Annotated in this window: 22 protein-coding genes; 9 read left to right on the top strand and 13 right to left on the bottom strand. The window is 67.2% G+C overall.

From position 1 onward, the window contains the following. Position 1: 1 nt before the first annotated feature. The 8 genes from DBV35_RS10970 to DBV35_RS10935 all read right to left on the bottom strand — a co-directional run bounded on the left by DBV35_RS10970 (position 2) and on the right by DBV35_RS10935 (position 7,332). Positions 2-388 (bottom strand): ester cyclase, encoded by a 387-nt coding sequence (locus DBV35_RS10970; RefSeq protein ID WP_108660166.1) that lies wholly within the window; start codon positions 386-388, stop codon positions 2-4. Between the two features lie 78 nt (positions 389-466). Further along, positions 467-1,723, bottom strand: coding sequence for a TRAP transporter large permease (locus tag DBV35_RS10965; RefSeq protein WP_108660165.1), 1,257 nt, complete (start codon positions 1,721-1,723; stop codon positions 467-469). A 45-nt stretch (positions 1,724-1,768) separates the two neighbouring features. Then, on the bottom strand, positions 1,769-2,341 hold the full coding sequence (locus DBV35_RS10960) for a TRAP transporter small permease (RefSeq protein ID WP_108660164.1): 573 nt from the start codon (positions 2,339-2,341) through the stop codon (positions 1,769-1,771). After that, entirely contained in the window at positions 2,341-3,306 is a 966-nt protein-coding gene (locus DBV35_RS10955; protein WP_108660163.1) for a TRAP transporter substrate-binding protein, read from the bottom strand. The genes DBV35_RS10960 and DBV35_RS10955 overlap by 1 nt, the downstream gene beginning before the upstream one ends. Positions 3,307-3,392: 86 nt before the next feature. Then, the gene (locus DBV35_RS10950) at positions 3,393-4,145 is read right to left on the bottom strand and encodes an SDR family NAD(P)-dependent oxidoreductase (RefSeq protein ID WP_108660162.1); all 753 of its coding nucleotides are present in this window, start codon (positions 4,143-4,145) and stop codon (positions 3,393-3,395) included. Positions 4,146-4,207: 62 nt separating this feature from the next. Then, positions 4,208-5,251, bottom strand: a complete 1,044-nt coding sequence (locus tag DBV35_RS10945) for a transketolase family protein (RefSeq protein WP_108660161.1) — start codon at positions 5,249-5,251, stop codon at positions 4,208-4,210. Further along, positions 5,248-6,102 carry a transketolase gene (locus DBV35_RS10940; protein ID WP_108660160.1) on the bottom strand — a complete coding sequence of 285 codons (855 nt, stop codon included), beginning with the start codon at positions 6,100-6,102 and terminating at the stop codon, positions 5,248-5,250. The genes DBV35_RS10945 and DBV35_RS10940 overlap by 4 nt, the downstream gene beginning before the upstream one ends. Before the next feature lie 126 nt (positions 6,103-6,228). Continuing rightward, positions 6,229-7,332: an acyltransferase family protein gene (locus tag DBV35_RS10935; protein WP_108660159.1), complete on the bottom strand. Its 1,104-nt coding sequence runs from the start codon at positions 7,330-7,332 to the stop codon at positions 6,229-6,231. A 96-nt stretch (positions 7,333-7,428) separates the two neighbouring features. Here DBV35_RS10935 and DBV35_RS10930 point away from each other — a divergent pair, with 96 nt between their 5' ends. Beyond that, entirely contained in the window at positions 7,429-9,204 is a 1,776-nt protein-coding gene (locus DBV35_RS10930; protein ID WP_245943939.1) for an ABC transporter ATP-binding protein, read from the top strand. 90 nt (positions 9,205-9,294) lie between these two features. On the opposite strand, the gene DBV35_RS10925 is transcribed toward DBV35_RS10930, so the two are convergent. Both DBV35_RS10925 and DBV35_RS10920 read right to left on the bottom strand, forming a co-directional pair. Then, positions 9,295-10,275, bottom strand: a complete 981-nt coding sequence (locus DBV35_RS10925; RefSeq protein ID WP_157961677.1) for a glycosyltransferase family 2 protein — start codon at positions 10,273-10,275, stop codon at positions 9,295-9,297. 53 nt (positions 10,276-10,328) lie between these two features. Then, on the bottom strand, positions 10,329-11,417 hold the full coding sequence (locus tag DBV35_RS10920) for a glycosyltransferase family 2 protein (protein ID WP_157961676.1): 1,089 nt from the start codon (positions 11,415-11,417) through the stop codon (positions 10,329-10,331). A gap of 1,015 nt (positions 11,418-12,432) precedes the next feature. On the opposite strand from DBV35_RS10920, the gene DBV35_RS31045 reads away from it, so the two are divergent. The 3 genes from DBV35_RS31045 (at position 12,433) to DBV35_RS10910 (ending at position 15,046) form a co-directional block, all read left to right on the top strand. Further along, entirely contained in the window at positions 12,433-13,023 is a 591-nt protein-coding gene (locus DBV35_RS31045) for a DUF262 domain-containing protein (RefSeq protein ID WP_245943896.1), read from the top strand. 180 nt (positions 13,024-13,203) lie between these two features. After that, positions 13,204-14,334, top strand: a complete 1,131-nt coding sequence (locus tag DBV35_RS31040; protein WP_245943895.1) for a hypothetical protein — start codon at positions 13,204-13,206, stop codon at positions 14,332-14,334. A 145-nt stretch (positions 14,335-14,479) separates the two neighbouring features. Then, entirely contained in the window at positions 14,480-15,046 is a 567-nt protein-coding gene (locus tag DBV35_RS10910) for a hypothetical protein (RefSeq protein ID WP_108660155.1), read from the top strand. Between the two features lie 9 nt (positions 15,047-15,055). Here the strand turns inward: DBV35_RS10910 and DBV35_RS10905 are convergent, their stop codons facing one another. Beyond that, the gene (locus DBV35_RS10905; RefSeq protein WP_108660154.1) at positions 15,056-16,300 is read right to left on the bottom strand and encodes an MFS transporter; all 1,245 of its coding nucleotides are present in this window, start codon (positions 16,298-16,300) and stop codon (positions 15,056-15,058) included. A gap of 213 nt (positions 16,301-16,513) precedes the next feature. On the opposite strand from DBV35_RS10905, the gene DBV35_RS10900 reads away from it, so the two are divergent. The 4 genes from DBV35_RS10900 (at position 16,514) to DBV35_RS10885 (ending at position 20,458) form a co-directional block, all read left to right on the top strand. After that, the gene (locus tag DBV35_RS10900; protein ID WP_157961675.1) at positions 16,514-17,386 is read left to right on the top strand and encodes an alpha/beta hydrolase; all 873 of its coding nucleotides are present in this window, start codon (positions 16,514-16,516) and stop codon (positions 17,384-17,386) included. A 304-nt stretch (positions 17,387-17,690) separates the two neighbouring features. Continuing rightward, complete coding sequence (locus DBV35_RS10895) at positions 17,691-18,332, top strand: peroxiredoxin (protein WP_205648561.1); 642 nt, start codon at positions 17,691-17,693, stop codon at positions 18,330-18,332. A 53-nt stretch (positions 18,333-18,385) separates the two neighbouring features. Continuing rightward, positions 18,386-18,760, top strand: coding sequence for an ArsR/SmtB family transcription factor (locus tag DBV35_RS10890; RefSeq protein WP_342752361.1), 375 nt, complete (start codon positions 18,386-18,388; stop codon positions 18,758-18,760). Positions 18,761-18,790: 30 nt separating this feature from the next. Then, on the top strand, positions 18,791-20,458 hold the full coding sequence (locus DBV35_RS10885) for a bifunctional protein tyrosine phosphatase family protein/NAD(P)/FAD-dependent oxidoreductase (protein WP_108660151.1): 1,668 nt from the start codon (positions 18,791-18,793) through the stop codon (positions 20,456-20,458). Positions 20,459-20,521: 63 nt separating this feature from the next. Here DBV35_RS10885 and DBV35_RS10880 read toward each other — a convergent pair whose 3' ends face one another. Beyond that, positions 20,522-21,205 (bottom strand): Crp/Fnr family transcriptional regulator, encoded by a 684-nt coding sequence (locus tag DBV35_RS10880; protein ID WP_108660150.1) that lies wholly within the window; start codon positions 21,203-21,205, stop codon positions 20,522-20,524. A 146-nt stretch (positions 21,206-21,351) separates the two neighbouring features. On the opposite strand from DBV35_RS10880, the gene DBV35_RS10875 reads away from it, so the two are divergent. Next, positions 21,352-22,104: a response regulator gene (locus DBV35_RS10875; protein WP_170134908.1), complete on the top strand. Its 753-nt coding sequence runs from the start codon at positions 21,352-21,354 to the stop codon at positions 22,102-22,104. 13 nt (positions 22,105-22,117) lie between these two features. On the opposite strand, the gene DBV35_RS10870 is transcribed toward DBV35_RS10875, so the two are convergent. Next, entirely contained in the window at positions 22,118-24,079 is a 1,962-nt protein-coding gene (locus tag DBV35_RS10870; protein ID WP_205648560.1) for a PAS domain S-box protein, read from the bottom strand. Between the last annotated feature and the right edge of the window lie 42 nt (positions 24,080-24,121).

The raw sequence follows: 24,121 nt of genomic DNA, 5'->3' as shown, positions 1-24,121 counted from the left end.
GTCAGAGCTGCGCGGCGATCGCCGCCTTGTCGATGATCGACCAGACTTTGCGCACCCGTCCCCCGGCGAACTCGTAGAAGACGTTCTCGGCGAACCGGACGCGCCGGCCGTTCACGGGAAGGGCGAAGAGCGTCCCGACCGGGGTGCAGTCGAACTGGAGGCGGCTTGCGATCAGGGGTGGCTCGGCGCTGAGGCGCTCGATGGTGAAGCGGAGGTCCGGGATGGCGCGGAAGTCGCCCTCCAGCATCGCGCGGTAGCCGGAGAGGCCGATGGTCGTCCCGTTATACTCGACCGCATCGTCCACGAAGTCGCCGAGACTGTCCCAGTCCTGCCGGTTCAGGCAGTCGATGTAGAGGCGATAGGCCTCGCGCAGCGCGTCTGGGGTCATGGGGCCGCTCCGATCTCCTGATCCGTGCGGGTAAGCCTAGGGCGCTGGACGCGGGCGTCCAACGCGCCCGCCGCTTCTCTAGTAGATGGTGAGCGCCGGGATGTAGGAGATCAGGAAGAGCACCAGGAGCGCGACGAGGTAGAAGGGCATCAGCGCCTTCACCGTCTCGCCGATCCCGGCCCGCGCGATCGCGGCCGAGATGAAGAGCGTCGTGCCGACCGGCGGGGTGTAGAGGCCGATCGACAGGTTCACCACCATCATGAGGCCGAGCTGCACCGGGTCGAGGCCGATCGCCTTGCCGATCGTCACGAAAAGCGGGCCGAGGAGGAGCACGGCCGCCGGCAGGTCGAGGAAGGCGCCGACGATCAGCATCACGACGTTGAGGGCGAGGATCACCATCCAGGGCTCGGAGAAGGTCGCCGCGACCCAGACGGCAAGATCCTGCGGCACGCGCTCGGCGGTGAGGAGCCACTGCACCGTGGAGGACGCCATGATGATGATCATCACCGCGCCCGTCATCAGCGCCGTCTCGATCGCGGCGCGCCACATCCCCCGGAAGGTGAGGTCACGATAGATGAGGCCGCTCACCACGAGCGCGTAGGCGACGGCCATGACGCTCACCTCGGTCGGCGTCGCGACGCCGAAGCGCAGCGTGCCGATGACGAAGACCGGCATCAGGAGCGCCGGGACCGCGGCGAAGATCTCGTTGCGGAAGGCGCGGAAGCCGCCCGCGAGCGGCGAGCGCGGCAGGTTGCGGCGCTGGGCGACGAGGGCGACCGTCGCGAAGAGCCCCACCCCAAGCATCAGCCCCGGCAGGATGCCCGCGACGAAGAGATCGACGATCGAGACGTTGGAGACGAGCCCGTAGAGGATCAGCGGGATCGAGGGCGGGATCAGCACCGAGACGGTGGAGGAGGACGAGTTGATCGCGGCCGCGAAGCCCGCCGGATAGCCCTCCGCCTTCTGGACCGGGATCAGCGCGTTGCCGATCGCCGAGGCGTCGGCGACGGCCGAGCCCGAGACACCGCCGAACATCACCGAGCCGAGGATCGAGACCTGGCCGAGCCCGCCCTTGAAGTTGCCGACGAGGAGGCGGGCGATGTTGACGAGATAGACCCCAAACTTGCCCGACATCATGAGGTTGCCGGCGAGGATGAAGAAGGGGATCGCGAGCATCGGGAAGCTCTGCGTCGGGGTGTAGAGGCGCTGCATCAGGACGGCCATCGGCTTGCCGTCGAGCCACAGCGCCGCGGCGACCCCGCCGAGCATCGCATGGGCGACCGGCACCGCGATCGCGAGGCAGAGGACGAAGACGGTGATCATCGCGGCAGCCATGGCGGCGTCCCTTCTGCGGTCTGACGGAGGCGAGGCCGGGCGCGCCTAGCTGAGGCTCGCGTGCCCGGGGTCGGTGTCGATCGAGAGCGCGCCGCCGAGGACGCGGACGATGTCGACGAGCGCGATGACGGCCATCGCGGCGAACGCGTAGACGAGGCTCGCATAGCCCCAGACCTGCTTGATCCCGAGGGTCGAGAGGGTCTGGAATTTCGAGGCCTTCAGGATCGGCTGTCCCGTCCACAGGACGCTGAGCGCGATGACGAGGATCGCGAGGTGGATGATCACGAGGAGGATCCGCTGCGCCTTCGCGTCGAGCATGTCCGGCAGGAGCGTGATCGCGATGTTGCGCCCCCGCGCCGCGGCGATGACGATCCCGCCCGCGACGAGCCAGGGCAGGAGCAGCGCGTGGATCTCATAGGCCCACGCGATGCCGGAGCCGAACATGTAGCGCAGGATCACGTTGACGAGCAGCGCGACGAACATGAAGGCGAGGCACGCCGCCGCGATCACCCGCCCGCTCCAGTCGAGCGCGGTGACGATCGCGCCGGCCGAGCGGAGGACGGGGCCGCGAGGCCCCATCCCTGCGGTGCGCGGGACGCCGTCCACCGGCGTCGCCATCACTGGCCCGATGCGGTGCGCAGCGCGTCCACGAGCTCGGGATATTGCGCGGCGTACTTGTCGTAGACCGACGCGGTCGCGGCGACGTAGGCGTCATGGTCCGCCTCGGCGAAGGTGACGCCCTCGCCTTCCATCGTCGCGCGCAGGCTCTCGCCCTGCTCCTGCGAGGTCTTTCGCTGACCCTCGCCGGCCTTCGCGGTCGCCTCCAGGAGGCAGTTCTGCATCGCCTCGTCGAGTCCGGACCACCAGGCGAGACCGGCGACGACCGGCGTCGATTCGTACTTGTGGCCGGTCAGCGTGATGAACTTCGTGATTTCGTGGATCTTGGAGGAATAGATGTTGGTGAGCGGGTTCTCCTGCCCGTCGAACACGCCGGACTGAAGCGCGGTCGGGAGCTCGGAGAAGGCGAGCGGCGCGGGCGCGGCGCCGAGCGCCTCGAAGATGTCGACCGTCATCTGGTCAGGCGGGGTGCGGATCTTCATGCCCTTGATGTCGGCCGGGTTCGGCACGGTCTTCGACACATGGCTGACGTGGCGGATGCCGTTGTCCCAGAAGCCGAGGATCTTGAGGCCGGCCTCCTGCGCGCGCGCATCGAGCATGTCACCGACATCGCCGTCGAGGACGGCCCAGGCCGACGGCAGGTCCTCGAAGAGGAAAGGCAGGCCGAGAAGGCCGATCTCCGGCACGATCTGGGACATCGCGCCCTGGCTGTTGGCGGTCACGTTGATGACGCCCGCGGTCGCGGAGGTGAGCATCTCCACGTCGTCGCCCATGGTCGCGGACGGGGCGACGTTCACGGTGGTGTCGCCGCCGGTGCACTCGCCCATCAGCTTCGCCCATTCTTCGGCGGCGATGTAGCGCGGGTTCCCCGGATTGGCGCCGTGGGCGAAGATGATCTCGTCGGCGAAGGCCGGCGCGGTGAGCATCGTCGCGGCGGCGAGCGCCGCAAGCATTGTCGTCTTCATCGGTCTGTTTCCTCCATGCATTTTGTTGTCGTTGGGGGGGCGCCGATGGCGCCGTGTGGCCAGCCGCGCGGGCGGACGGCCGAGGCTCAGTGGATGAGCGAACCTCCGTTCACGTCGACCTCGGTGCCGGTGCAGTAGGCGGCGAGGTCGGAGGCCAGGAACAGCGCGCAGCCCGCCACGTCCGACGCCTCGCCGGTGCGGCCCATGGGGATCCCTTCGAGGATCTGCGTCTTCATCTCGGGGGTGAGCTTGCCGGCGGTGATGTCGGTCGCGATGAATCCGGGGCAGATCGCGTTGACGCGGATCTGATCGGGCGCGAGTTCACGCGCCATCGCCTTGGTGAGGCCGAGAATGCCCGCCTTCGCGGCCGAATAATGCGGGCCGCCGAAGATGCCGCCGCCGCGCTGGGCGGAGACCGAGGAGAGGTTCACGATCGCGCCGGAGCGCTGGGCGCGCATCGCCGGGATGACCGCCTGGCTCATGTAGAGCGTGCCGCGCAGATTCACGTCGAGCACCGCGTCGTAATTCTCCGGCGCGACGTCCATGATCTTGAGCGGCTGGGTGATCCCCGCATTGTTGACGAGGATGTCGATCCGGCCCCAGCGCGCGAGAAGCGCCTCGACGGCGGCGGCGCAGGCGGCCTTTTCGGTCACATTGCAGGCAAGGCCCACATGGTCCGGCCCGAGATCGGCCGCCGCCGCGGCGGCCGCGTCAGCGTCGAGGTCGAGGATCGCGACCGTCGCGCCATGTTCGGCGAAGAGGCGCGCGGTCGCCTTGCCGAGACCGCGCGCGGAGGCCGCGCCGGTCACGATGGCGAATCTTCCCTCCAGGAGGCCCATCAGCCCGTTCTCCCTTGAACGTCACGTGTTGTTTTTGTGCGGGGAGGCCCGGCGCGTTCGCGTCAGAGCCAGCCCTTGATCTGCGCGGCGACCCGGTCGACCGAGATGCCGTACATGTCGTGGAGCGTCGGCAGCGCGCCGGCCTCGAGGAAGGCGTCCGGCAGGCCGATCATGCGGAAGGCCGGGGTGACGCCGTTCACGAGGAGCGTGCGCGCGACCGCCTCGCCGAGGCCGCCGACCACGGTGTGGTTCTCCGCCGTCACCACGAGGCGACCGCCCTTCCCCGCCTCGGCGAGGATGGTGTCGACGTCGAGCGGCTTGATGGTCGGCACGTGGAGGACGGCGACGTCGACGCCATCTTTCGCAAGCTGCGCCGCCGCGTCGAGCGCGCGCATCGTCATGAAGCCGGACGCGATGACGAGGACGTCCCGCCCGTCGCGGATGAGCTGAGCCTTGCCGAGTTCGAACTTGTAGTCCGGCTTGTGGCGCGTCAGCACCGTCGGCACCTTGCCGCGCAGGAGCCGGCAATAGACCGGCCCGTCATGGGCGGCGATCGCGGGCACCATCCCGGCGATGTCGTCCGCGTCGCACGGGTCGACGATCGTCATGTTGGGCAGGCCCCGGAAGATCGCGAGATCCTCGGTCGCCTGGTGGCTCGGCCCGTATCCGGTGGTGAGGCCCGGCAGCGCGCAGACGATCTTGACCGGCAGATTCTCCTCCGCGATCGCCATCGCGATGAAGTCGTAGGCGCGGCGGGAGGCGAAGACGGCGTAGGTCGTCGCGAACGGGATGAAGCCTTCGCGGGCAAGACCCGCGGCGGCCGAGACCATCACCTGCTCGGCCATGCCCATCTGGTAGAAGCGGTCCGGCATCGCGTTCGCGAAGACGTAGAGGTCGGTGTATTTCGACAGGTCCGCGGTGAGGCCGACGATCCGCTCATCGCGCCTGGCAAGGTCGACGAGGGCGTGGCCGAAGGGGGCGGCGACCGTGTCGTAGCCCTCCGCCGCGAGCGAGGCGATCATCGCCGAGGTTGTGAGACGGACCCCGTCCTCGCTCTTCGGAACGCGGCGGGGCTCGTACTTGCGCGCCATCGATGCGAGGGTCATTTCGGCTTTCCTTCCTCGAGAATGGCGAGCGCCTTGCCCCACTCGTCGGGGTCGACGCGCACGAAATGGGTGATCTCGCGCTCCTCCAGGAACGGCACGCCCTTGCACATGCGGGTGTCGAAGATGATGGCGCGCGGCTTCGGCTCGGCGAGCGTGCGGGCGGCGTCGAATGCGGCGACGACGGCATCGAGGTCGTTGCCGTCGACGCGCTGGCAGTGCCAGCCGAACGCCTCCCATTTCGCGTCGAGCGGCTCGGACGACATCATCTGGCGCGAGTGGCCGTCGGCCTGCTGGTTGTTGAAGTCGACGAGGCAGATGAGATTGTCGAGCCTGTGGTGGGCGCCGGCCATCGCGGCTTCCCAAGTCGAGCCTTCGCCAAGCTCGCCGTCCGACATCAGGTTGTAGACGAAGGCGGGGTTCTTCTTCCGCTTCAGCCCGAGCGCCATGCCGACGGCGATGCCGAGCCCGTGGCCAAGCGAGCCGCCGGTGATCTCCATGCCGGGCGTGTAGGACGCCATGCCGGACATCGGCATCCGGCTGTCGTCCATCCCGTAGGTCTCGAGCTCGTCCTCGGGCAGGATGCCGGCCTCCATGAGGACGGCATAGAGCGCGATCGCATAGTGGCCGATCGACAGGAGGAAGCGATCGCGCCCCTCCCATTCGGGATCCTCGGGCCGGTATTCGAGCGCGTGGAAATAGGACGCGGCCAGCACGTCGGCGACGCCGAGAGCCTGGCCGATATAGCCCTGTCCCTGGACCTCGCCCATCAGCAACGACTTGCGGCGGATATTGTAGGCACGCAGTTCCAACGAGACGTTGGAGGTCGCGCTGCGGCGACGATCGGCGTCCATGTGGCCCCCCTGAGGTCGCTTCTTCTTGCGATCGGGGTACCACTCGCCGGGGGCAAAAGATCGTTCGAAAAATTCAGGAGTTGATTAGCTGGGCTTCACAACTCCCGAACGGCCGCGGAATCCGCCTCAGGCCGGCGCGGGGGTGAGGATCGGCCCGCGCGGGAGATTGCGGAACGCGCGCAGCGGCCGCTCCACGAGCCACCATGTGAGCTCGGCGAGGAGAAAGGTCAGCCCCACCCAGATCACTGTCCGAACCAGCGCGAGCGCCCCCTCGTCGAGCACATGGAAGTTCGGGATGTAGGTGTAGGTGAATTGCGGCACGAAATAGTGCCAGACATAGAGCCCGTAGGAGATCTGCCCCATGTGGATGAGGGCGGGGTGCGACAGGTGCCGCGCGAGCGCCCCCGGCGTACAGGCCATCCGCACGAGCGCCGCCGCCCCGAGCCCAACCAGGAAGGGCAGCCCCACCCAGCCGATATAGGGCCAGTTGAGGTTCGCCATCTCGTGCACCGTCGGCGACAGGAGCACCACGGCGAGCGCGCCGGCCGCCACGAGAGCCGGGCCGTTGACCATGCGGTCGAGGAAAGCGAGGCGCGGCGTGCGCACGACGATCGCAAGGAGCGCCCCGATCGCGAGGCTGTCGAGCTGGCCGGGCAGGAGCACGTTGGCGAAATTGTCGATGCCGACCGTGACGACGCCCCTGTAGGCGAGCGAGCCGAGGATCGCCGCCACGATCGCCGGGAGGATCCAGCGCACCGGCAGGAGCATCACCAGCGGGAACCAGAGGAGATAGAATTGCTCCTCGATGGCGAGCGTCCAGAAATGGCCCGCCCCCGTCCAGCGGTGCTCCACGAAGACCTGGACGTTGGAGAGGTAGGAAAGGTGCCAGTATATCGATTGTCGCATCTCACCGAGATTCAGCGCCCAGGTGAGCGCGATCGCGATGAGGAAGACCGGCATCAGGCGCAGCACGCGGCGGTACCAGAAGCGGGCGGCGAGCGTGGCAACCGGAGCCGTCCCCCGCTCGTTGAGGAGGATGGTCGTGATGAGGAAGCCTGAGAGGACGAAGAAGGTCCGCACCCCCACCATCCCCGGATTGAAGCCCCGGATCAGGTCATTGTAGGTGAAGTGCTCCGCGAAGACGGCGAGAACCGCGAGCGCACGCAGCCCGTCGAGGGCGGGGATGTAGCCGAGGCTGCGCCCCTTCGTCCCATCCTTGAAGAAGTCCATCGTGCCGCGGCCCCTCTTCAACCTTTGATGTGGTGAGGCCGAGCCTAAGGCCGTAGCACCGTCCGTGAACTCGCATTTGATGAGGTCTGCGGAATGATGTTTCGAGCCTCGCGCGCCTGGCCCCTTCTCGGCGCGCCCCTCGACGGCAAGCACCGCCTCCTCGCGCCGGTGATCCTTCTCGGGATCCTCAGCGCGACGCTGGAAGGGCTCGGCATCGGGCTCATCATCCCGATCCTGTCGATCATCATCGGCCCGCAGGAGGCGGCGCCCGAGGGTGGCCTCGCGGGGCTCTTTCTCGGCATCGGCGCGGACCTCGATCCAGGGACGCGCCTTCTCGTCCTGTGCGCGCTCGTGTTCGGGCTGATCGCGGTGAAGAATGTCGTCGCCTATGCGAACGGCGTCCTCGGCGGCTACATTTACGGCCATGCGGGTCACCGCATCCGCCTGTCGCTCGCCGAACGGCTCGTGCGCGTCGGATATCCCTTCCTGCAGCGTGCGGATCCGGGGCATCTCCTCAACACCCTCTCGAACGAGTCGTGGCGGGTATCGGACGCGATCCAGACGGTGCTCGCGATGATCGTGAACCTGTCGTGCGCGCTGATCTTCCTGACATTCCTCGTCCTCCTCTCATGGCAGATGACGCTCTTCGTCCTCGTCGGCCTCGCGCTGATCCAGACGATCCACGCTGTGCTCGCGGCCGGCCTCAAGGCGCCGAGCCGCGCCCAGACGGCGCGCAACAACGAGATGGCCTCGCGGATGCTGCACGTGGTCCATGGCGGGCAGCTCATCCGCCTGTTCCGCCAGGAGACGGCCGAGCTCGACCGCTTCGGCGCGACGTCCGACGCGCTGCGCCGCGCGGCCTTCCGCCTTCATGCGCGGAGCGGCCTCGTCCCGGTGCTGACCGAAATCCTGTTCGCGGGCCTCTTCCTGTCGCTGATCGTCGGCGCGTGGCTGAACGATGTGGGCTTTCCGGTGATCGCGACGTTCGTCGTGCTCCTCTACCGCCTGCAGCCCTACGTGCGCGGGCTCCAGGGCGGGTGGAACGCGCTGAAGGGGTGGACGGGCTCGATGGAAGCGGTCGGCGGCCTGCTCGACCCCGCCGGCAAGCCCGAAGCGCCGCGCGGAGCGGAGAGCGTCGAGACGATCCGCGAGGGGATCCGGTTCCACGATGTCCGCTTCGCCTACGAGGCGGATGGCGCGCCGGTCCTCAACGGCATCAGCTTCCGCCTCGCGGCGGGGCGGTCGACGGCGCTCGTCGGCCGGTCGGGTGCTGGCAAATCCACCATCATCGCCCTCCTCGCCCGGCTCCTGGAGCCGACCGGCGGCGCAATCCTCGTCGACGGGCGGCCGCTGCGCGAGATCGATCCGAAATGCTGGCGCGGCCGGATCGCGGTCGCGAGCCAGGACATCGACCTCATCGACGGGACGGTCGCGCAGAACATCGCCTATGGCCGGCCCGATGCGAGCCCGGTGGAGATCCGGACCGCGGCCGCGATGGCGGAGGCCGCCGGCTTCATCGAGGCGCTGCCGGAGGGGTTCGAGACGCGGCTCGGCTATCGCGGCGCGAACCTGTCGGCCGGGCAGCGCCAGCGCATCGCGCTCGCGCGCGCACTCCTCATCGACCCCGACCTCCTCATCCTCGACGAGGCGACCAACGCGGTGGACAGCGTCTCCGAGGCGGCGATCCTCGCGATGCTGAAGGCGCGGCGCGGGCGGCGGATGACGCTCGTCGTCAGCCATCACCGGCGCACGCTCTCCCAATGCGATGACGTCGTGGTGCTCGCGGACGGCGCGGTGGTCGGCACGATGCCGCTCGAAGCCGTCGCCTCGCTGGGGATGGACGAGCTCTACGACCAGCGCGCCCCTGCCTAGGTTGGGGACCCAATCGAGCGCGGACGGATTGCGGGCTCTCCGTCGTAGAGCGGTCCCCGCCCTATCGGTTCCGACAGAGCCGGCGCCGCCTCAGCGCCGGTCCGCGCCATCGAGCCGCAGAAGGCGTGCCGTGGCGGGGGCGCGCCCTGCCCCGTCGGACACCGGCGCGGGCGTGCGGGTGATGCGCGTCTTCAGCGCCGCCGTCAGGTAGGCGCGGACGCCGCCGAGATTGGCTCGCAGGATCCGCCAGTGGGAGACGCCCATGCCCGGCTCGAACGGCGCGCCGCCGACGAATTCGCGCAGCGCCGACCGCGCCGTCCAGCGCACGTGGCGGCGCATCATGTAGGGCGCGGCACGCAGATGCTTGGCGTAAAGCGCACCGTTGCCAAACGCGTAGCCCGTGATCGTCTCGCGCGCCGCCGCCTCCGTGCGCCGCCCGTGGCGGTGCCGCACGACGAGGTGGGGCGAATATTCGACGCGCAGGCCCGCGAGGTAGGCGCGCACGACATAGTCGGTATCCTCGGCCGAACGAAACCGCGCCCCGACACCGAAGGCGACGTCGAACGCGCCGATGCGCCGGGCCGCCGCGCGCGGGACGATCATGTTGCAGCCGTGGATGAAGCCGCCCGGCGCCGTGTGCGCGTCGAGTACCTCCACCCTCTCGGACAGCTTGATCGTGACGGGCTGGTCGGCCGCGTCCGCAAGCTCCACCCGCCCGCCCCGCACGACAAGATCCGTGTCCGCCGCGTAGGCGCGCAGGAGCGCGCGGAAATAGTCCGGCCGCAACTCGCAATCGTCGTCGAGGAAGACGAGGAGATCGCCCATCGCCCGGCCGAGCCCGCTATTGCGCGCCCGCGCGAGGCCCCGGCGCGGCTCGTGCTCCAGGACGACGCGGAACGGAACCGCGCGCGCGAAGGCGGCGGCGACGTGCGGCGTCGGGTCGGTGGAGCCGTTGTCGACGAGGATCAGCTCAAGGCCGAGCCCCGGCGTCTCGGCATGGGCGGCGGCAATGGAGGCGAGCGCGCGGTCGAGCGATTTGAAACGGTTCAACGTGCAGACGATGACGCTCACCGTCAGCTCCCGCGGCTTCCAGCGCGTGGGGGCCCACCGCCAATATTCCACGGTCAGGCCGCCCGGATGTCGCGCGGGCCGGCAAGCGCGATGACCGCGTCCGCGGCGTTGGAGAGAGAGCGGCCGGCCGCCACGACCGACTTGGAGCGACCGCAGGCGCGATAGATCGCCCGGTCACGCCGCCGGCAGAGCCCCCACCCGTCGGTCGCGTCGAGATAGCGCGCGACGAGGTGCGGGCTCGGCTGGTCGCACAGGTGCCCGAAGAAGAAATAGAAGAGCTGCTGCCAGCCGTGCTCGTAGGACGGGCGCAGCGCGGCGGGGCGCGCCGCGAACTCATCGCGCAGGTCAAGCATCTGGACGGCGAGGCGATCCACCGCCCGCTCGCTCGCGACCTCGAGCGCCTCGGGCGCGATCGCGAAAGAGAAGCCCTCGCGCGCCAGATTCTCCGACACGATGCGCATGTGCGACTGCCGCATCACCGACTTGTGGCGCTGCGTGACGCTCATCTCGTGAAGGCGATAGCCGAGGAGGCTCTCCGGGATGACGTGGACGGGATGGTCGCGGGTGAGGCGGCGGAAGAGGTCGAAATCCTCCGCGTGGAGGTAGCGCGGGTCGTAGGCGAGCCCGTCGCCGATCACCGCGCGGTCGAACATCACCGTCGGGTGGATGAAGAGGGTGAAGAAGAGGGAGAGGATGCCGAGATCCCCCTCCTTGAAGATCGGGTCGAGCTGGCGCGCGCGCACCCGGTCGAGGCGGATCGTGTCGAAGCCGGTGCCGCACATGGCGAGCCCAGGCCGATCGGCGAACGCCGCCACCTGGCGCGCGATCCGGGTGGGGTAGCTGATATCGTCGGCATCCATGCGCGCGACGAGGCGCCCGCTCGCGCGCGCAAGCCCCTCGTTCAGCGTCGCGACGAGGCCGCGATTCTCGCGCGTGACGACGACGATCCGATGGTCGTCGCGCGCCGCCGCCTCGAGGATCGCGAGGCTCCCGTCCGTCGACCCGTCGTCGATGGCGATGATCTCCAGGCGCGAATGAGTCTGCGCACGGAGGCTGTCGAGGGCTGCCGTCAGATAGGCCGCGCCGTTGTAGACGGGCAGCAAGATCGAGACGAACGGAGGACTGACACGGCGGTCCGGCAAACGCTTCTCCCCAGACGGATGACACGTGCCACAAGGCAGAACGCCTTGATTTGGCAGCCCGTCGACAGAGGAGTCCCACTCGTTTGTTAAGGCGCGCGGAGTCGAAATGTAGAGAGGCAAAGAAAACTTCGACAAGGAATCGCCGGATTCTACCCTAGCGGTTGTATCCAGCAAAACTAACCTGAACAGAATCCATGAAATAGGCAATACAGATTGGACTTATGCAATATACGACATGAGCCGTTATCGCACGCCACTCTCAACGGCAGCTCTCAGCCGGACCGCTGGCGTTGCGCGCGGCGAAGGTCGGTTGGGGTCGTACCGCGCCCGGCCGGGCCCAGCCGTCCGATTGATCGCGGCGTTGCCGAAAGGTCCGCCACATTCTCGCCCAGGATGCCTTCCGAGGATCGGCGCCATGCCACCAAGCCGCGACAGCCAGACGCGGCGAATGCGTCTCGGTTGTCATTCGACACAGGCCGGTGCTTCTTCCTGAATCCGAGCGGGCGAAGATGAGCCCCGAAAAGCACCGTGAGATCCGGTGCTTGGCGCGCTCGGGCGCACAGGCGAACACGCGGCGCGGTGGTCGTGACCACTCATCTTCCCCCTCTCCGGCGGATAGCGGTGCGCCGATCTCGCAAGGTCGCGCCGCCGCATCGCACTCTTGTTGCGCAGAGGACTAACATTCAGTCGTGTCAGCATTGAGATGCGGCGAATGACGGCCGAGGGGCGGCGCCTGCCTTCCGCCACGTCTGTGGCTCGGGTTCCTGCCGTCCGCAGAGAGGTAACGTGACCACAGCGATGCCTAACCCATCGCGCCTCTAGTTGGCGGAGCACCGGTCGGATACGGATCGCGACCGCGCAGCCATCGGGCTCCTTTTCTGGATCCCGACGCCTCGCGACTTCATTTTGCGTTGCATTTCAAAAACTTCAAATTGCGCTCGATTTTGCGAGGTGGTTTGCTTGCTTGTCTGTGTAGAGTGGCAATCAACGAAAAAATATTTATTCAAGGACCGCTATGCCGGGCTCGACTTTCCAGACCAATCCGATTGATCTGCATCGCCTCCTTGATGAGTGCCACCGGGGCGTCATCCAACTCCCAGACTTTCAGAGAAGCTGGGTCTGGGACGAGGATCGCATCAAAAGTTTGATCGCCTCCATTTCCCGAGCGTTTCCTGTCGGAGCGTTGATGTCACTGGTCACTGGTGGACCGGTGAACTTCAAACCACGGCCGGTTGAGGGCGCCCCAGCTGAGGCTCGGCGCGCTGTTCCGCAATCGCTTTTGTTGGATGGTCAACAGCGGATGACCTCACTCTACCAAGTGACTCTTCGCGGAAAGGTTGTGGAGACAGTCACACCGAAGCGGAAGAAGGTGCGGCGCTGGTTCTACATCGATATTCGGAAAGCCGTTGACGGCGCTATCGATCGCGAGGACGCAATCCGGAGCGTCCCGGAAGACCGCGTCGAGCGGATTGATTTCGCGCGTGAGATCACACTGGATCTCTCCACGCCCGAAAAAGAATACGCGGCATTGATGTATCCTGTCACCCAGGTGTTTGACTGGGACAAATGGCAAGATGGCTTTGATGAGCACTGGTCAGGAGATTAAGGCAGAGAAAATCGAGAATTATTTAGAACATTCAAAAGAGAAGTCCTCGAAAATTTTAAATATTATAGAGTACCAGTTATAGCACTCGATAGCTCAACTTCGAAAGAAGCGGTTTGTGTCGTATTCGAAAAAGTCAACACGGGTGGCAAACCACTAGACGCATTCGAGCTGGTGACGGCCATGTATGCGGCCTCGGGGCACGAGCTCCGGAAGGATTGGTATGGTCACGAAGAAACGAAGGGCCGGCACCGACGCCTAGCCGACACCCTTCGCTTAGGTGATTCAGAGGACGGCATTCTCGCAGGTGTCGCAAACACCGATTTTCTTCAGGCTGTGTCCCTTTTCTACACGCGTGAGCGACGAAGAACCGCCGAAGCAGCCAAGAAAGAAGGCAAAGAACTTCCGGCGGTCTCGGGCAACCGGCAAGCACTGCTTGGCCTTCCACTCGAAGCGTATAAAAACTTTGAAAAGCAAGTGGAGGAAGGTTTTCTGCGCGCCGCAAAATTCCTTCACATGCTTCACATCTATCGAATATTCGATCTACCCTACCAAACGCAGATCGTGCCTCTGGCTGCTATTCTTGCTGACATTGGCGAAGCGTGGGAACATGAAGCAAACCGTGGAAAACTTATCCAATGGTATTGGAATGGGGTATTCGGCGAACTCTACGGCTCAGCCGTAGAGTCAAGAATGGCACGGGATTTTATCGAAGTCCCAGCATGGTTACAGGGCGGTCCTGAACCCTCAACTGTAAGCGAGACAATATTTCGAGCGGATCGATTAAAAACGATGCGCATGAGGCTTTCGGCCGCCTACAAAGGCGTAAACGCTCTCCTGATGCGAGAGGGAGCCCAGGATTTCAGGTCGGGGCAACAATTCAATCATACGGTATTCTTTGGAGAAAATGTCGATATCCATCACATCTTTCCGCAAGAGTGGTGCAAAACGCGAGGTATCAAACCGTCGATATACGACTCAATTATCAATAAGACGCCCCTTTCCTATCGCACCAATCGGATCATCGGCGGAGGCGCTCCCTCAGAATACATTAAGAAATTGGAGAGTGGTACCAGCAAGGCTCCTCCAATCGCTGAGAGCGCCTTAAACGGATATTTGCGCTCACATTTGATCGAGCCGGGCTTGCTGCGCAGAGATGATTTCGAGGCCTTTATGGACGATCGCCAGAAAAAGCTGCTCAACCTCATTGAGATTGCGATGGGTAAGCCCGCTTACGCGGGAACGTCGATCGAAGAGGGGGAGGACGTGGAAGACGACGAGGACGCCGAAGAGGCCGCTCGAACCTTGGCATAATTTCTCAGGAAACGACGAGGACACGAACAAAACCGTCGACTACAATCTCGACCTGTCGATCCAATAGCCTGCCCTCCCCGGCCGGTCGCCCTTTGTGAGCGTTTGCGTCTAGAGTGGGGGCGGCGGCGAATCTCGGGATCCATCCATGGCGATTTTCACAACGGCCACCGCGTTCCTGATGCGGCCGATCCTGAATATGGACCCGGACAAGACGCGCAAGGACGCCGCGCGCTTCCTGAAGGCCCGCTTCGACCCGGACCATTTCGCCCTCTCCCGCGACGAGGAGCATTTCGTGCGCGAGGAGCGCGCCGTGGAGCGGGAGAGCGCGGCGCGGATCGATGGGGAGAGCGTCCCAAAGCGCGGCGCCGAGGCGGTCGCCTGGCGCGAGTGGCGCTGGAGCGAGGCGTGCACCATCAACCACTGCACCTGGAAGGCCGTCCGCTGGCGCTTCTACGAGAATGGCCGCATCGCCTTCCAGGCCGAGATGGAGAACAGCGGCACCAACATGCGGGTCGGCAACCTCCAGGGCCATCGCATCGAGCTGAGAACCACCGACGGCTGCCTCCTCGGCGCCTGGCATGCCGCCTTCTTCGTGCGCCGCTCCTCCGGCATCTGCCATTTCCCGGCGACGATCGCCGAGGACCACCCGCTGCTGGCCGAGCATTATGGCGAGCTCGCCGAGCGGCAGACCGGCATCTGCTTCCACCAATAGGGGCGCCGCTCAGCTCTTCCCGACGATCCCCCGCATGGAAGGGACGCGCCACAGCGCGGCGATGAGGGCGAGCGCCACGAGGCCGCCGGCGATCCCGAGATAGAAGGGCGCACGCATCCCGAACGACAGGAGTTCGCCGCTCAGGATCGAGACGAGGCCGCCGGCGAGCGTGAAGAGCGCGATCGCGACGCCCATCACCCAGCCCTGCCTGTCCTCCGACGCGCTCGCCGAGATGATCGTGAGGAAGGTCGGGTAGCCGACCCCGAACGAGATCGCGAGCGGCACCAGCGCGGCATAGGCGAGGATTGCCGAAGGCGCGGCGACGATGAGTGCGATCGAGGCCGCGATACCGGCCTGCGTCGCCGCGATGATCGCCCAGCGCGGGAGCCGGGCGAGCGCCGGTCCGACCAGGGCGATGCTCGCGAAGGCGAGCGCGACGCCGAGGATGAGCATCCCGATCGCGGTCCCTGCGGTCTTCATCCCGAACGCCGCGCCGAAATAATTGACGAGGAACACGTAGGCGCCGAGGAAGGAGAGCTCGAAGAAGAAGAAGACCACGCACACCCTGAGCACCAGCGGATGGTCCCGCAGCTCCCACAGCAGCAGGAAGACGTCGAGCGGATTGATGCGCAGCGGCGCGTCATAGCGCTTGTGGTCGCGGAAGCCGACGAAGACGAGCACCAGCGCGGCGAGGTTGAAGGCCCCGCCGATGACGAAGGGCAGCCACAGCGAGGCGATGTCCCCGATCAGCGACTTGTCGGAGAACACGCCCCCGATCACCGGCCCCGCGATGAGGCCGACGCTGGTGCCGAGCATCACGAGGCCCATGTTGCGGCCCTTGTCGGTCTCGTCCGTGGCAAGGTCGACCATGCCGGCTTGCGCGATCGGCTGGGTGCCGGCGGTAAAGCCGGTGATCGCGCGGCTCGCGAGGAGGAGGGCGAAGCTGTCGATGGAGATGGCGAGAAGGGTGAGGAGATAGCCGACGAGCGACCCCGTCAGGCAGATGAGGAGACCCCGGCGCCGCCCGACCGAGTCCGACAGGCGGCTGACGAAGACGACGCCGAAGAACCAGGTGAGGAAGAACACCGCGACGAGGAGGCTGAAGTCGAAGCCCGCCGCGCTCGCACTGATGTTCGCCGGGGCAAATCCGGCGGACGGGTCGGTCATCAAAGTGTTGAAGATCGGAAAGGCGAGCCCCTGCCCCATCACGTCGACGAGCACCACCCAGGCCAGCGCGAATTTGGCAAGATTCATCGCGGCACGCTCCCAATTTCATCATCGGCGATACAAAATTTTGCGCGTAATTGCGCTAATCTATCAGAAATTTGCTCGAAAGGGTTTCATCGTTTTCGCAAAAGCCATCGGGCGACCCGAATTGCCGTCGACCTGGTGCCGGGCCTGTGTCAGGCTGCCGGATCTTCTGTCGAAAGCAGGCGGGGCAACGGGATGCGTGGGATATCGCGGCCTTTGCTTGGCGTCGTCGCGGGGCTCTTTTTGGCTCACGGCGCCGATGCCGGAGACCTTCGCCTGAATTCGCAGATCGACAGCGACGCGCTCGGCCGGCCCTTCCTCTACAACATCTATCTGCCGGACGGGCATGACGCGCCGGATGCGGCCTTTCCCGTCGTCTATCTCCTGCACGGGTTCGGCGGGGGGCGGCACGAGTGGGCCGAGGGCGGCCGCCTTGCCGAACAGCTCGACCGGATGATCGCGGCGGGCGAAATCGCGCCCGTCATCGCGGTCATGCCGGAGGCGGGGAAGAGCTGGTATGTCGACAGCGCCCGCTTCGGCGGCGAGGGCGACTATGAGACGGCGATCGTCGCCGATCTCGTGCCCGCCATCGATCGCGCCTATCCGACGCGCAAGACCGCCGCCGGCCGCGCGATCGCCGGCAACTCGATGGGTGGCCACGGCGCCCTCCGCCTCGCCTTCCGCCACCCCGACATGTTCGGCGCGGTCGCGGCGCTCAGCCCCGGCGTGTGGCGGCCGGATGCGTTGTCGTGGGCCACGGGTCCCGCCGCTGACCCGCCGCAGGAGCGTGAGAAGTGGTTTCCGCGCACGACCGGCACGACCTTCGACATGGAGGTCTTCAAGGCGCAATCGCCGTTTGCCTCCGTGGCAGCCGTCGGCGCGCTCGAGGCGCCGCCGAGGATCCTCCTTGCCGTCGGCGACGACGACTATTGGCAACTCCATGACGGCACGGTCGACATGTACATCGCCTTGCGGGAAGTGGGGCTGAAGCCGGAGCTGCGCGTCTCCGACGGAGCGCACGATTGGAACTATTGGCGGCCGATGGTGCCCGTCGTCTTCCATTTCTTCGACGCCGGATTTGCCCCCTGACGCGAGGGCTGCGGGAACGGCCCTGAGGCGACGTCGCGGCGTCGCAGTTCATGGGTCTGCGCTGTCCTCCCCGCGCGACGTGCCCGTCGCGCACGTACCGCCGACAATGATCACCGCAAGCTCGGCCCGAAACGAACGTCTTCGCGCCTCGAAGGCGTGGCCGCGCCTTCTGGCGGGCGTGCGGCGGGGTTGAGGACGTGCCGCCATCCTCAGCGCGGGCGCACACATGCCGCCCTCGCGCGGCGGGACTTGAATAAATAATCATTATGCATAATTTTTAATTCTCTTCATCGGAGGGCTCCGCTTGCTTGACACGCCATCGCCCCACACGCCCGCCAGAGCACAGATCGGGGCGGCGGCGCCGCGCTTTCAGTGCCGCACCACGCTCGGCGAGCGCTCGCTCGACGATTTTCGCGGGCGCTGGCTCGTTTTCTTCTCCCATCCGGCCGACTTCACCCCCGTCTGCACCTCCGAATTCCTGGCCTTCCAGGCCGCTTTCGACGCCTTCCAGGCGATCCGGTGCGATCTCCTCGGCCTCTCGGTCGACAGCCTTCCGTCCCATCTCGCGTGGGTGAAGGCGATCCAGGATACTTTCGGAACTCATATAACGTTTCCCATCGCCGAGGATCCCTCGATGGCGATCGCGCGGGCCTACGGGATGCTCGGCCCGGATGCGGCCGACTCCAGCACCGTGCGGGCGACCTTCATCATCGACCCCGACGGGATCGTGCGGATGAGCGCCACCTACCCGATGGCGATCGGCCGGAATGTCGCCGAGCTGCTGCGTACCGTGCGCGCGCTCCAGACGAGCGATACCCACGGCGTCTACACCCCGGAGGGATGGCAGCCGGGCGGCGATGTCATCGCCCCGGCCCTGCCGACGGGCCCAGGCCCGCTCGACCCCGACTGGTTCTTCAAGACCCGGCCGCTGGGGGCAAAGGCGTGAGCCCCGCTTCGCCGGACGGCAGCGCCCCCGCGCTCACCGCATCGAGCCCGCCGATCGCGGCGGCGGCGGAGCTTTTGCGCCTCCTCGCCAACCCCAACCGCCTCGCGATCCTGCGTCGCCTCGCCGACGGGGAGGCGTCGGTGGGCGAGATTGAGAGGACGCTCGGCATCCGCCAGCCGACCCTCTCCCAGCAGATCGGGGAATTGCGCAAGGCCGGCCTCGTTGCCGACCGGCGCCAGGGAAAGGCGATGGTCTACCGCCTCGTCGACCCGCGCGCGGCGGCGCTGATCGACCACCTTTTCGCGCGTGATCCGGCCCCGGCCGGCGGCAAGGGCACGCGCCCGGCGAAGCCCGCGCCCGCCCATGCCGCCGTGTTCGCGCGGGTTCTCGACCCTCATCAACAAGAGCGCGACGCCACGCCTCGCTGAAGGCAGGGCGGCGGCGCGGAGGAAGCACCGATGGACGCCAAGACAATCAACGACCGCCTCTCCGTCTCCGGCCAGATCTCGCCCGCCGAGGTCCGTGAGGCGGCCGAGGCGGGGTTCCGCTCGATCATCGTCAACCGGCCGGACAGCGAGGGCGCCGACCAGCCGACCTTCGCCGAGATCGACGCCGCCGCGAAGGAAGCCGGGATCGAGGCGCGCTATCTTCCGGTGACGCCCGGCAAGATCACCGACGGCGAGGTCGCGGCCTTCGCCGAGACCCTCGCCGCGCTCCCCGCACCCACCCTCGGCTTCTGCCGCACCGGCACGCGCACGACGACTCTCTGGGCGCTGTCACAGGCGAAGACCCGCCCCGTGCCCGACATCCTCGCGACCGCGAAGCGCGCGGGATACGACCTCTCCGGCGTCGCCGCGCGCATCGCGAACGGCGGCAAGGTGATCGCCGACGGCACGGCCGAGAGCCACCAGATCGTCGTCATCGGCGGCGGGGCGGCGGGCATCGCGGTGGCGGCGAGCATGCTCGCGCGCGCCGACGGGCTCGACATCGTGATCGTCGACCCGGCCGACACCCACTACTACCAGCCGGGCTGGACGCTCGTCGGCGCCGGAGTGTTCGAGCCGGAGGTCACGCGCGCCAACCTCGACGAGCTCGTCCCCCACGGGGCGCGGCAGATCAAGGCCGGGGTCGTCGCCTTCGATCCGGCCAACAACGCCGTGATCCTGGAGGGCTGCAAGGTCCTCAAATATGAGTGGCTCGTGGTGGCGCCGGGGCTGAAGCTCGACTGGGCGGGCATCGAGGGGCTTCCCGAGACGCTCGGCAAGAACGGCGTCACCTCGAACTATCGCTACGATCTCGCGCCCTACACGTGGGAGCTCGTGAACACCTTCAGGGGCGGGACGGCGCTCTTCACCCAGCCGCCGATGCCGATCAAGTGCGCCGGCGCGCCGCAGAAGGCGATGTACCTCTCCTGCGACACCTGGCGGCGCAAGGGCCTCCTCGGGAAGACCAAGGTGGAGTTCCTGAACGCTGGGCCCGTCCTCTTCGGCGTCGCCGACTACGTCCCCGCGCTGATGGAGTATGTGAAGAAATACGGGATCGAGCTCTCCTTCGGCCACAACCTCGTGAAGATCGACGGGCCGGCGAAGAAGGCCTGGTTCAAGAAGGCGGGCGATGCGGGCGAGATCGTCGAGCGCACGTTCGACATGATCCACGTCGTGCCGCCCCAGACGGCGCCGGACTTCATCAAGGCGAGCCCGCTCGCGGCGGAGTCCGGCTGGGTCTCGGTCGACCAGGAGACGCTGCGGCACACGCAATATGAGAACATCTACGCGCTCGGCGACGTGATCAGCGCGCCGAACGCCAAGACCGCCGCCGCCGCGCGCAAGCAGGCGCCGGTGGTGGCCGAGAACCTCCTCGCCGCGATGGGCAGGATCCGCCTTCCCGCCCCCGCGATCTATGACGGGTACGGCTCCTGCCCGCTCACCGTGGAGCGCGGCAAGATCGTGCTCGCCGAGTTCGCCTATGGCGGACGGCGCACGCCGAGCTTCCCGAAATGGCTGATCAACGACCTGAAGCCGTCGCGCCTCGCGTGGATCCTGAAGGAGCGCATCCTCCCCCCGATCTACTGGCGCTACATGCTGAAGGGCCGCGAGCCCCTCGCGAAGCCCACGCACGGGAAGTGAAGGGGCGCGGACGGGGTGCGGGCGCTGTTGGGCTGTGACGGACGCGGGGACGGGTGGCGGGGATCAGGCGCAGAGCCGTCCCCGCGCCGCGCCCTCCCCGTCTTCCGCGGCGAGCGCCTGGAGCGCCGCACGGTCCCGGATCGTGACCGTGTTGGTCTGCGGCAGGCTGATGATCCCGAGCGACTTGAGGCGGGACATCGCGCGGCTCACCGTCTCGATGGTGAGGCTCAGATAGTCCGCCATCTCGCTGCGGCAGATCGGGAGGATGAAGGTCTCGCCGCCGCCTGCCGCCCGCGTGGACATGTCGAGGAGACAGGTCGCGACGCGCCCGATGGCGGTGCGGCTGCCGATCACCATGAGCTGGTCGCTCGTGCGCATCAGCTCGGCCGTCAGCACCTTCAGGATCTGCCGCACGGCCGCGTGGTCCTCGTCGATGAGCCGTTCGAGGCTCGCCCGCGACACGCGCCGCACGACCGAGGGTCGGACCGCCACCGCGCTGACGCCGAACGTCTCGCCATAGCCGACGCCGACGAGCTCGCCCGCAAAGCGCAGACCATGGATGAGCCGGTTCCCGTCGAGCCCCGTGCGATAGATGACGACGACGCCGCTCAGCACGACGAAGATCGCGTCGGCCGGATCACCCTCATGGAAGAGGTGCTCCTGGCGGCCGATCCGCAGATGCGGGGCGGCGGACGGGGTGCAGACGATACCGTCAAAGGCGGTATGCAGCGCATCAGTTGCGGACATTCTCGGCCTCCTCGATCGGTGCAGGTCTCCCGCGGGTGGCCGTTAAAGCAAACCGAATTCGCATGGGTTTGCCGCCGATGTGTCAGGCTTGTTGCAGATCAATGGCAACTGTAGACTTTTGTTCTGTGAAGAGGTCCCGATGCACGATGGATCGCGCACGCATTGTCGTCGTCGACGATGACCCACGGGTCCGCTCGCTCTTGCGGCGATCGCTGGAGGCGGAAGAATTCGACGTCGACGAGGCGGCCGACGAGCCGGCGCTTCTCGGCCTCATCGCAAAGCACGCCTACGATCTCATCATCCTGGACCTGACCCTGCCGGGGACGGACGGGCTCGAGATCGCGCGCAAGATCCGCCGCACGAGCGACGTGCCGATCATCATGGTCACCGGCAAGGGCGACGTCATCGACCGGATCGTCGGGCTGGAGGTCGGGGCGGACGATTACCTCGTGAAGCCGTTCCACATGCGCGAGCTGCTCGCGCGGGTGCGCTCGGTGCTGCGCCGCACGAGCCGGCACGAGGGCGGCGACGCCGCGCCCTGTGCGCCGGCGGGCGCGCCGGGCTTCCTGATCGGCACGCTGAAGCTCGTCGTCGCGGACCATCTCCTCCTCGGGCCGGACGGCGCGCCGATCCCGTTGACGCAGGGCGAATTCGCGATCCTCGTGGCGCTCGCCGAGGCCAACGGGCGCGTGCTCACGCGCGACGCGCTAATCACCGCGCGGGGCGACGATGTCGACGCATTCGACCGGGCGATCGACAGCACCGTCGCCCGACTGCGCAAGAAGCTGCCGCCCGACACGATCGCGACCGTGCGCCAGCTCGGCTACAAGATCGGCGTCCCGACCGAGGCCGCGACCTTCACCAGGCCCGCGAGCGGCCCGCGCGACATCGCGCTCTGAGCCCCCGCTGCCGTCATGACGGCGCGTCGAGCATCATGCGGACGGTCCGCGCGAGGCGCTCCTTGGTGTAGGGCTTGCGCAGCATGTGGCTCGCCGGGGGATGAACGCCGCCCGCGCGCTCGACCACATCCGGGCTCGCATAGCCGGTGGTGTAAAGGATCCGCAGCGCCGGCATCTCGGCCCTTGCCTGGCGCGCGAGCTCGAAGCCCGACATGCCGCTGCCGAGGACGATGTCGGTGAAGAGGAGGTCCACCGCCGCCGGGGATCGCAGCACGTCGAGCGCCTCCTCCCCGTTGCTCGCCTCCACGGTGCGGTAGCCGAGTTCGCGCAGCCGGGCGAGCGCGATGCGCCGCACCCGCCGGTCGTCCTCCACGACGAGGATCGTCTCTCCCGCCCCCCGGTCCGCGCCCGTCGCCGCCGGCTGCGCCGCGCCCGCGCGCCGCCCCTCGGCGTGCGGCAGATAGAGGGTGACGGTGGTGCCCTGCCCGACGGCGCTCTCGATCTCGAAATGGCCGTTCGACTGCTTCACGAACCCGTAGACCATCGAGAGGCCGAGCCCGTTGCCGGCCCCATAGGGCTTGGTGGTGAAGAAGGGCTCGACCGCCCGCGCGCGGACCTCCTCGTTCATGCCGGCCCCGTTGTCGGCGACCTCCACCACCACGTAGCGGCCGAGGCGGACCTCGGGGTGGTTCTGCGCGTAGGCCGCGTCGATCTCGGTGTCGCGCACGGTGATGACGATGCGCCCGCCTCGCTCCAGCGCGTCGCGGGCGTTGATCGCGAGGTTGATGAGCGCGGTCTGGAGCTGCGCGGCGTCGACGACGGCCTTGCCGGGGGACTCGGGAATGTCGAGCGCGACCTCGATGTCGTCGCCGAGCGTGCGGCGGAGCATCGAGACGACGCCGCCCGCAAGCTCGGCGATGTCGACCTCCTTCGGGTCGAGCGTCTGCTTGCGGCCGAAGGCGAGGAGGCGCGCGGTGAGCTGTGTGCCGAGTTCGATCGCCTCGCGCGCATCGCGCAGCGCCACGGGGTCGGGACGGTCCGGCCGGGTCTCGATGAGTTCGAGGTTCCCGCCGATGACGAGGAGGAGGTTGTTGAAGTCGTGCGCGATGCCGCCGGTGAGCTGGCCGATCGCCTCCATCTTCTGCGCCTGCCGCAGCTCCTCCTCGATCCTGACACGCGCGGAGAGGTCGCGCAGGAAGCCGATGAAGACGCGGTGGCTCTCCACCCGCGCCTCGCCGACGGAGAGCTCGACCGGGAATTTGCGGCCGTCCTTCGTCTCCCCCTCGACGACCCGGCCGATGCCGATGATGCGGCGCTCCCCGGTGCGCAGATAGCGCGCCAGATACCCGTCGTGCGCCTCCCGGTCCCCGTGCGGCATCAGGATCGAGACGTTCCGCCCGATCGCCTCGCCGGCCGAATAGCCGAAGAGACGCTCCGCCGCACGGCCGAAGGACTGGATGGTGCCGTGCACGTCGATGACCACGAGCGCGTCGGGCGACGTGTCGAGGATCGCCTGGAGGAGCGCGATCTGGTGGCGGCTCGCGACCGCCGATTCCGCGCTATGGGCGCGGGCGATCTGGTGGCGCACCGCGAGAAAGGCGGCAACCCAGATCAGCGCGATCGCGATGATGCGGTAGAGCGCCGTCTCGACCGGGCCGACCGGCGGCGCGACTGGGGTGAGCGTGTAGCCGATCAGCGAGCAGACGCTGCCCGCGAGCGCCAGGATGAGGGTCGCGCGCGGGGATGGCAGCCAGAAGGCGACCATGATCGGCGCGGCGTAGAGGATCGCGATCGCATATTGCTGCGGCATCCGGATGTCGATGCCGAGGAAAAGCATGTTGGCGAGGAAGCCGAGCGCGACGACGAGGCCGGTCCGCTCGACGCGGCGCAGCGTGCGGCCCGCGCGCGAGGGGTGCGCGGGGGTCGCCGTCCGGTCCGCCCCGTCCGGGCGCGCGTCGGTCGCTCGTTTGTCCATGGTAGCCACGATCCACCAGACCGAGAAGGAAACCGGCAAGTC

This window comes from Acuticoccus kandeliae, assembly GCF_003073115.1.
Note: the sequence above shows the minus strand (reverse complement) of the source record. Positions and strands in the feature narration are given on the sequence as shown.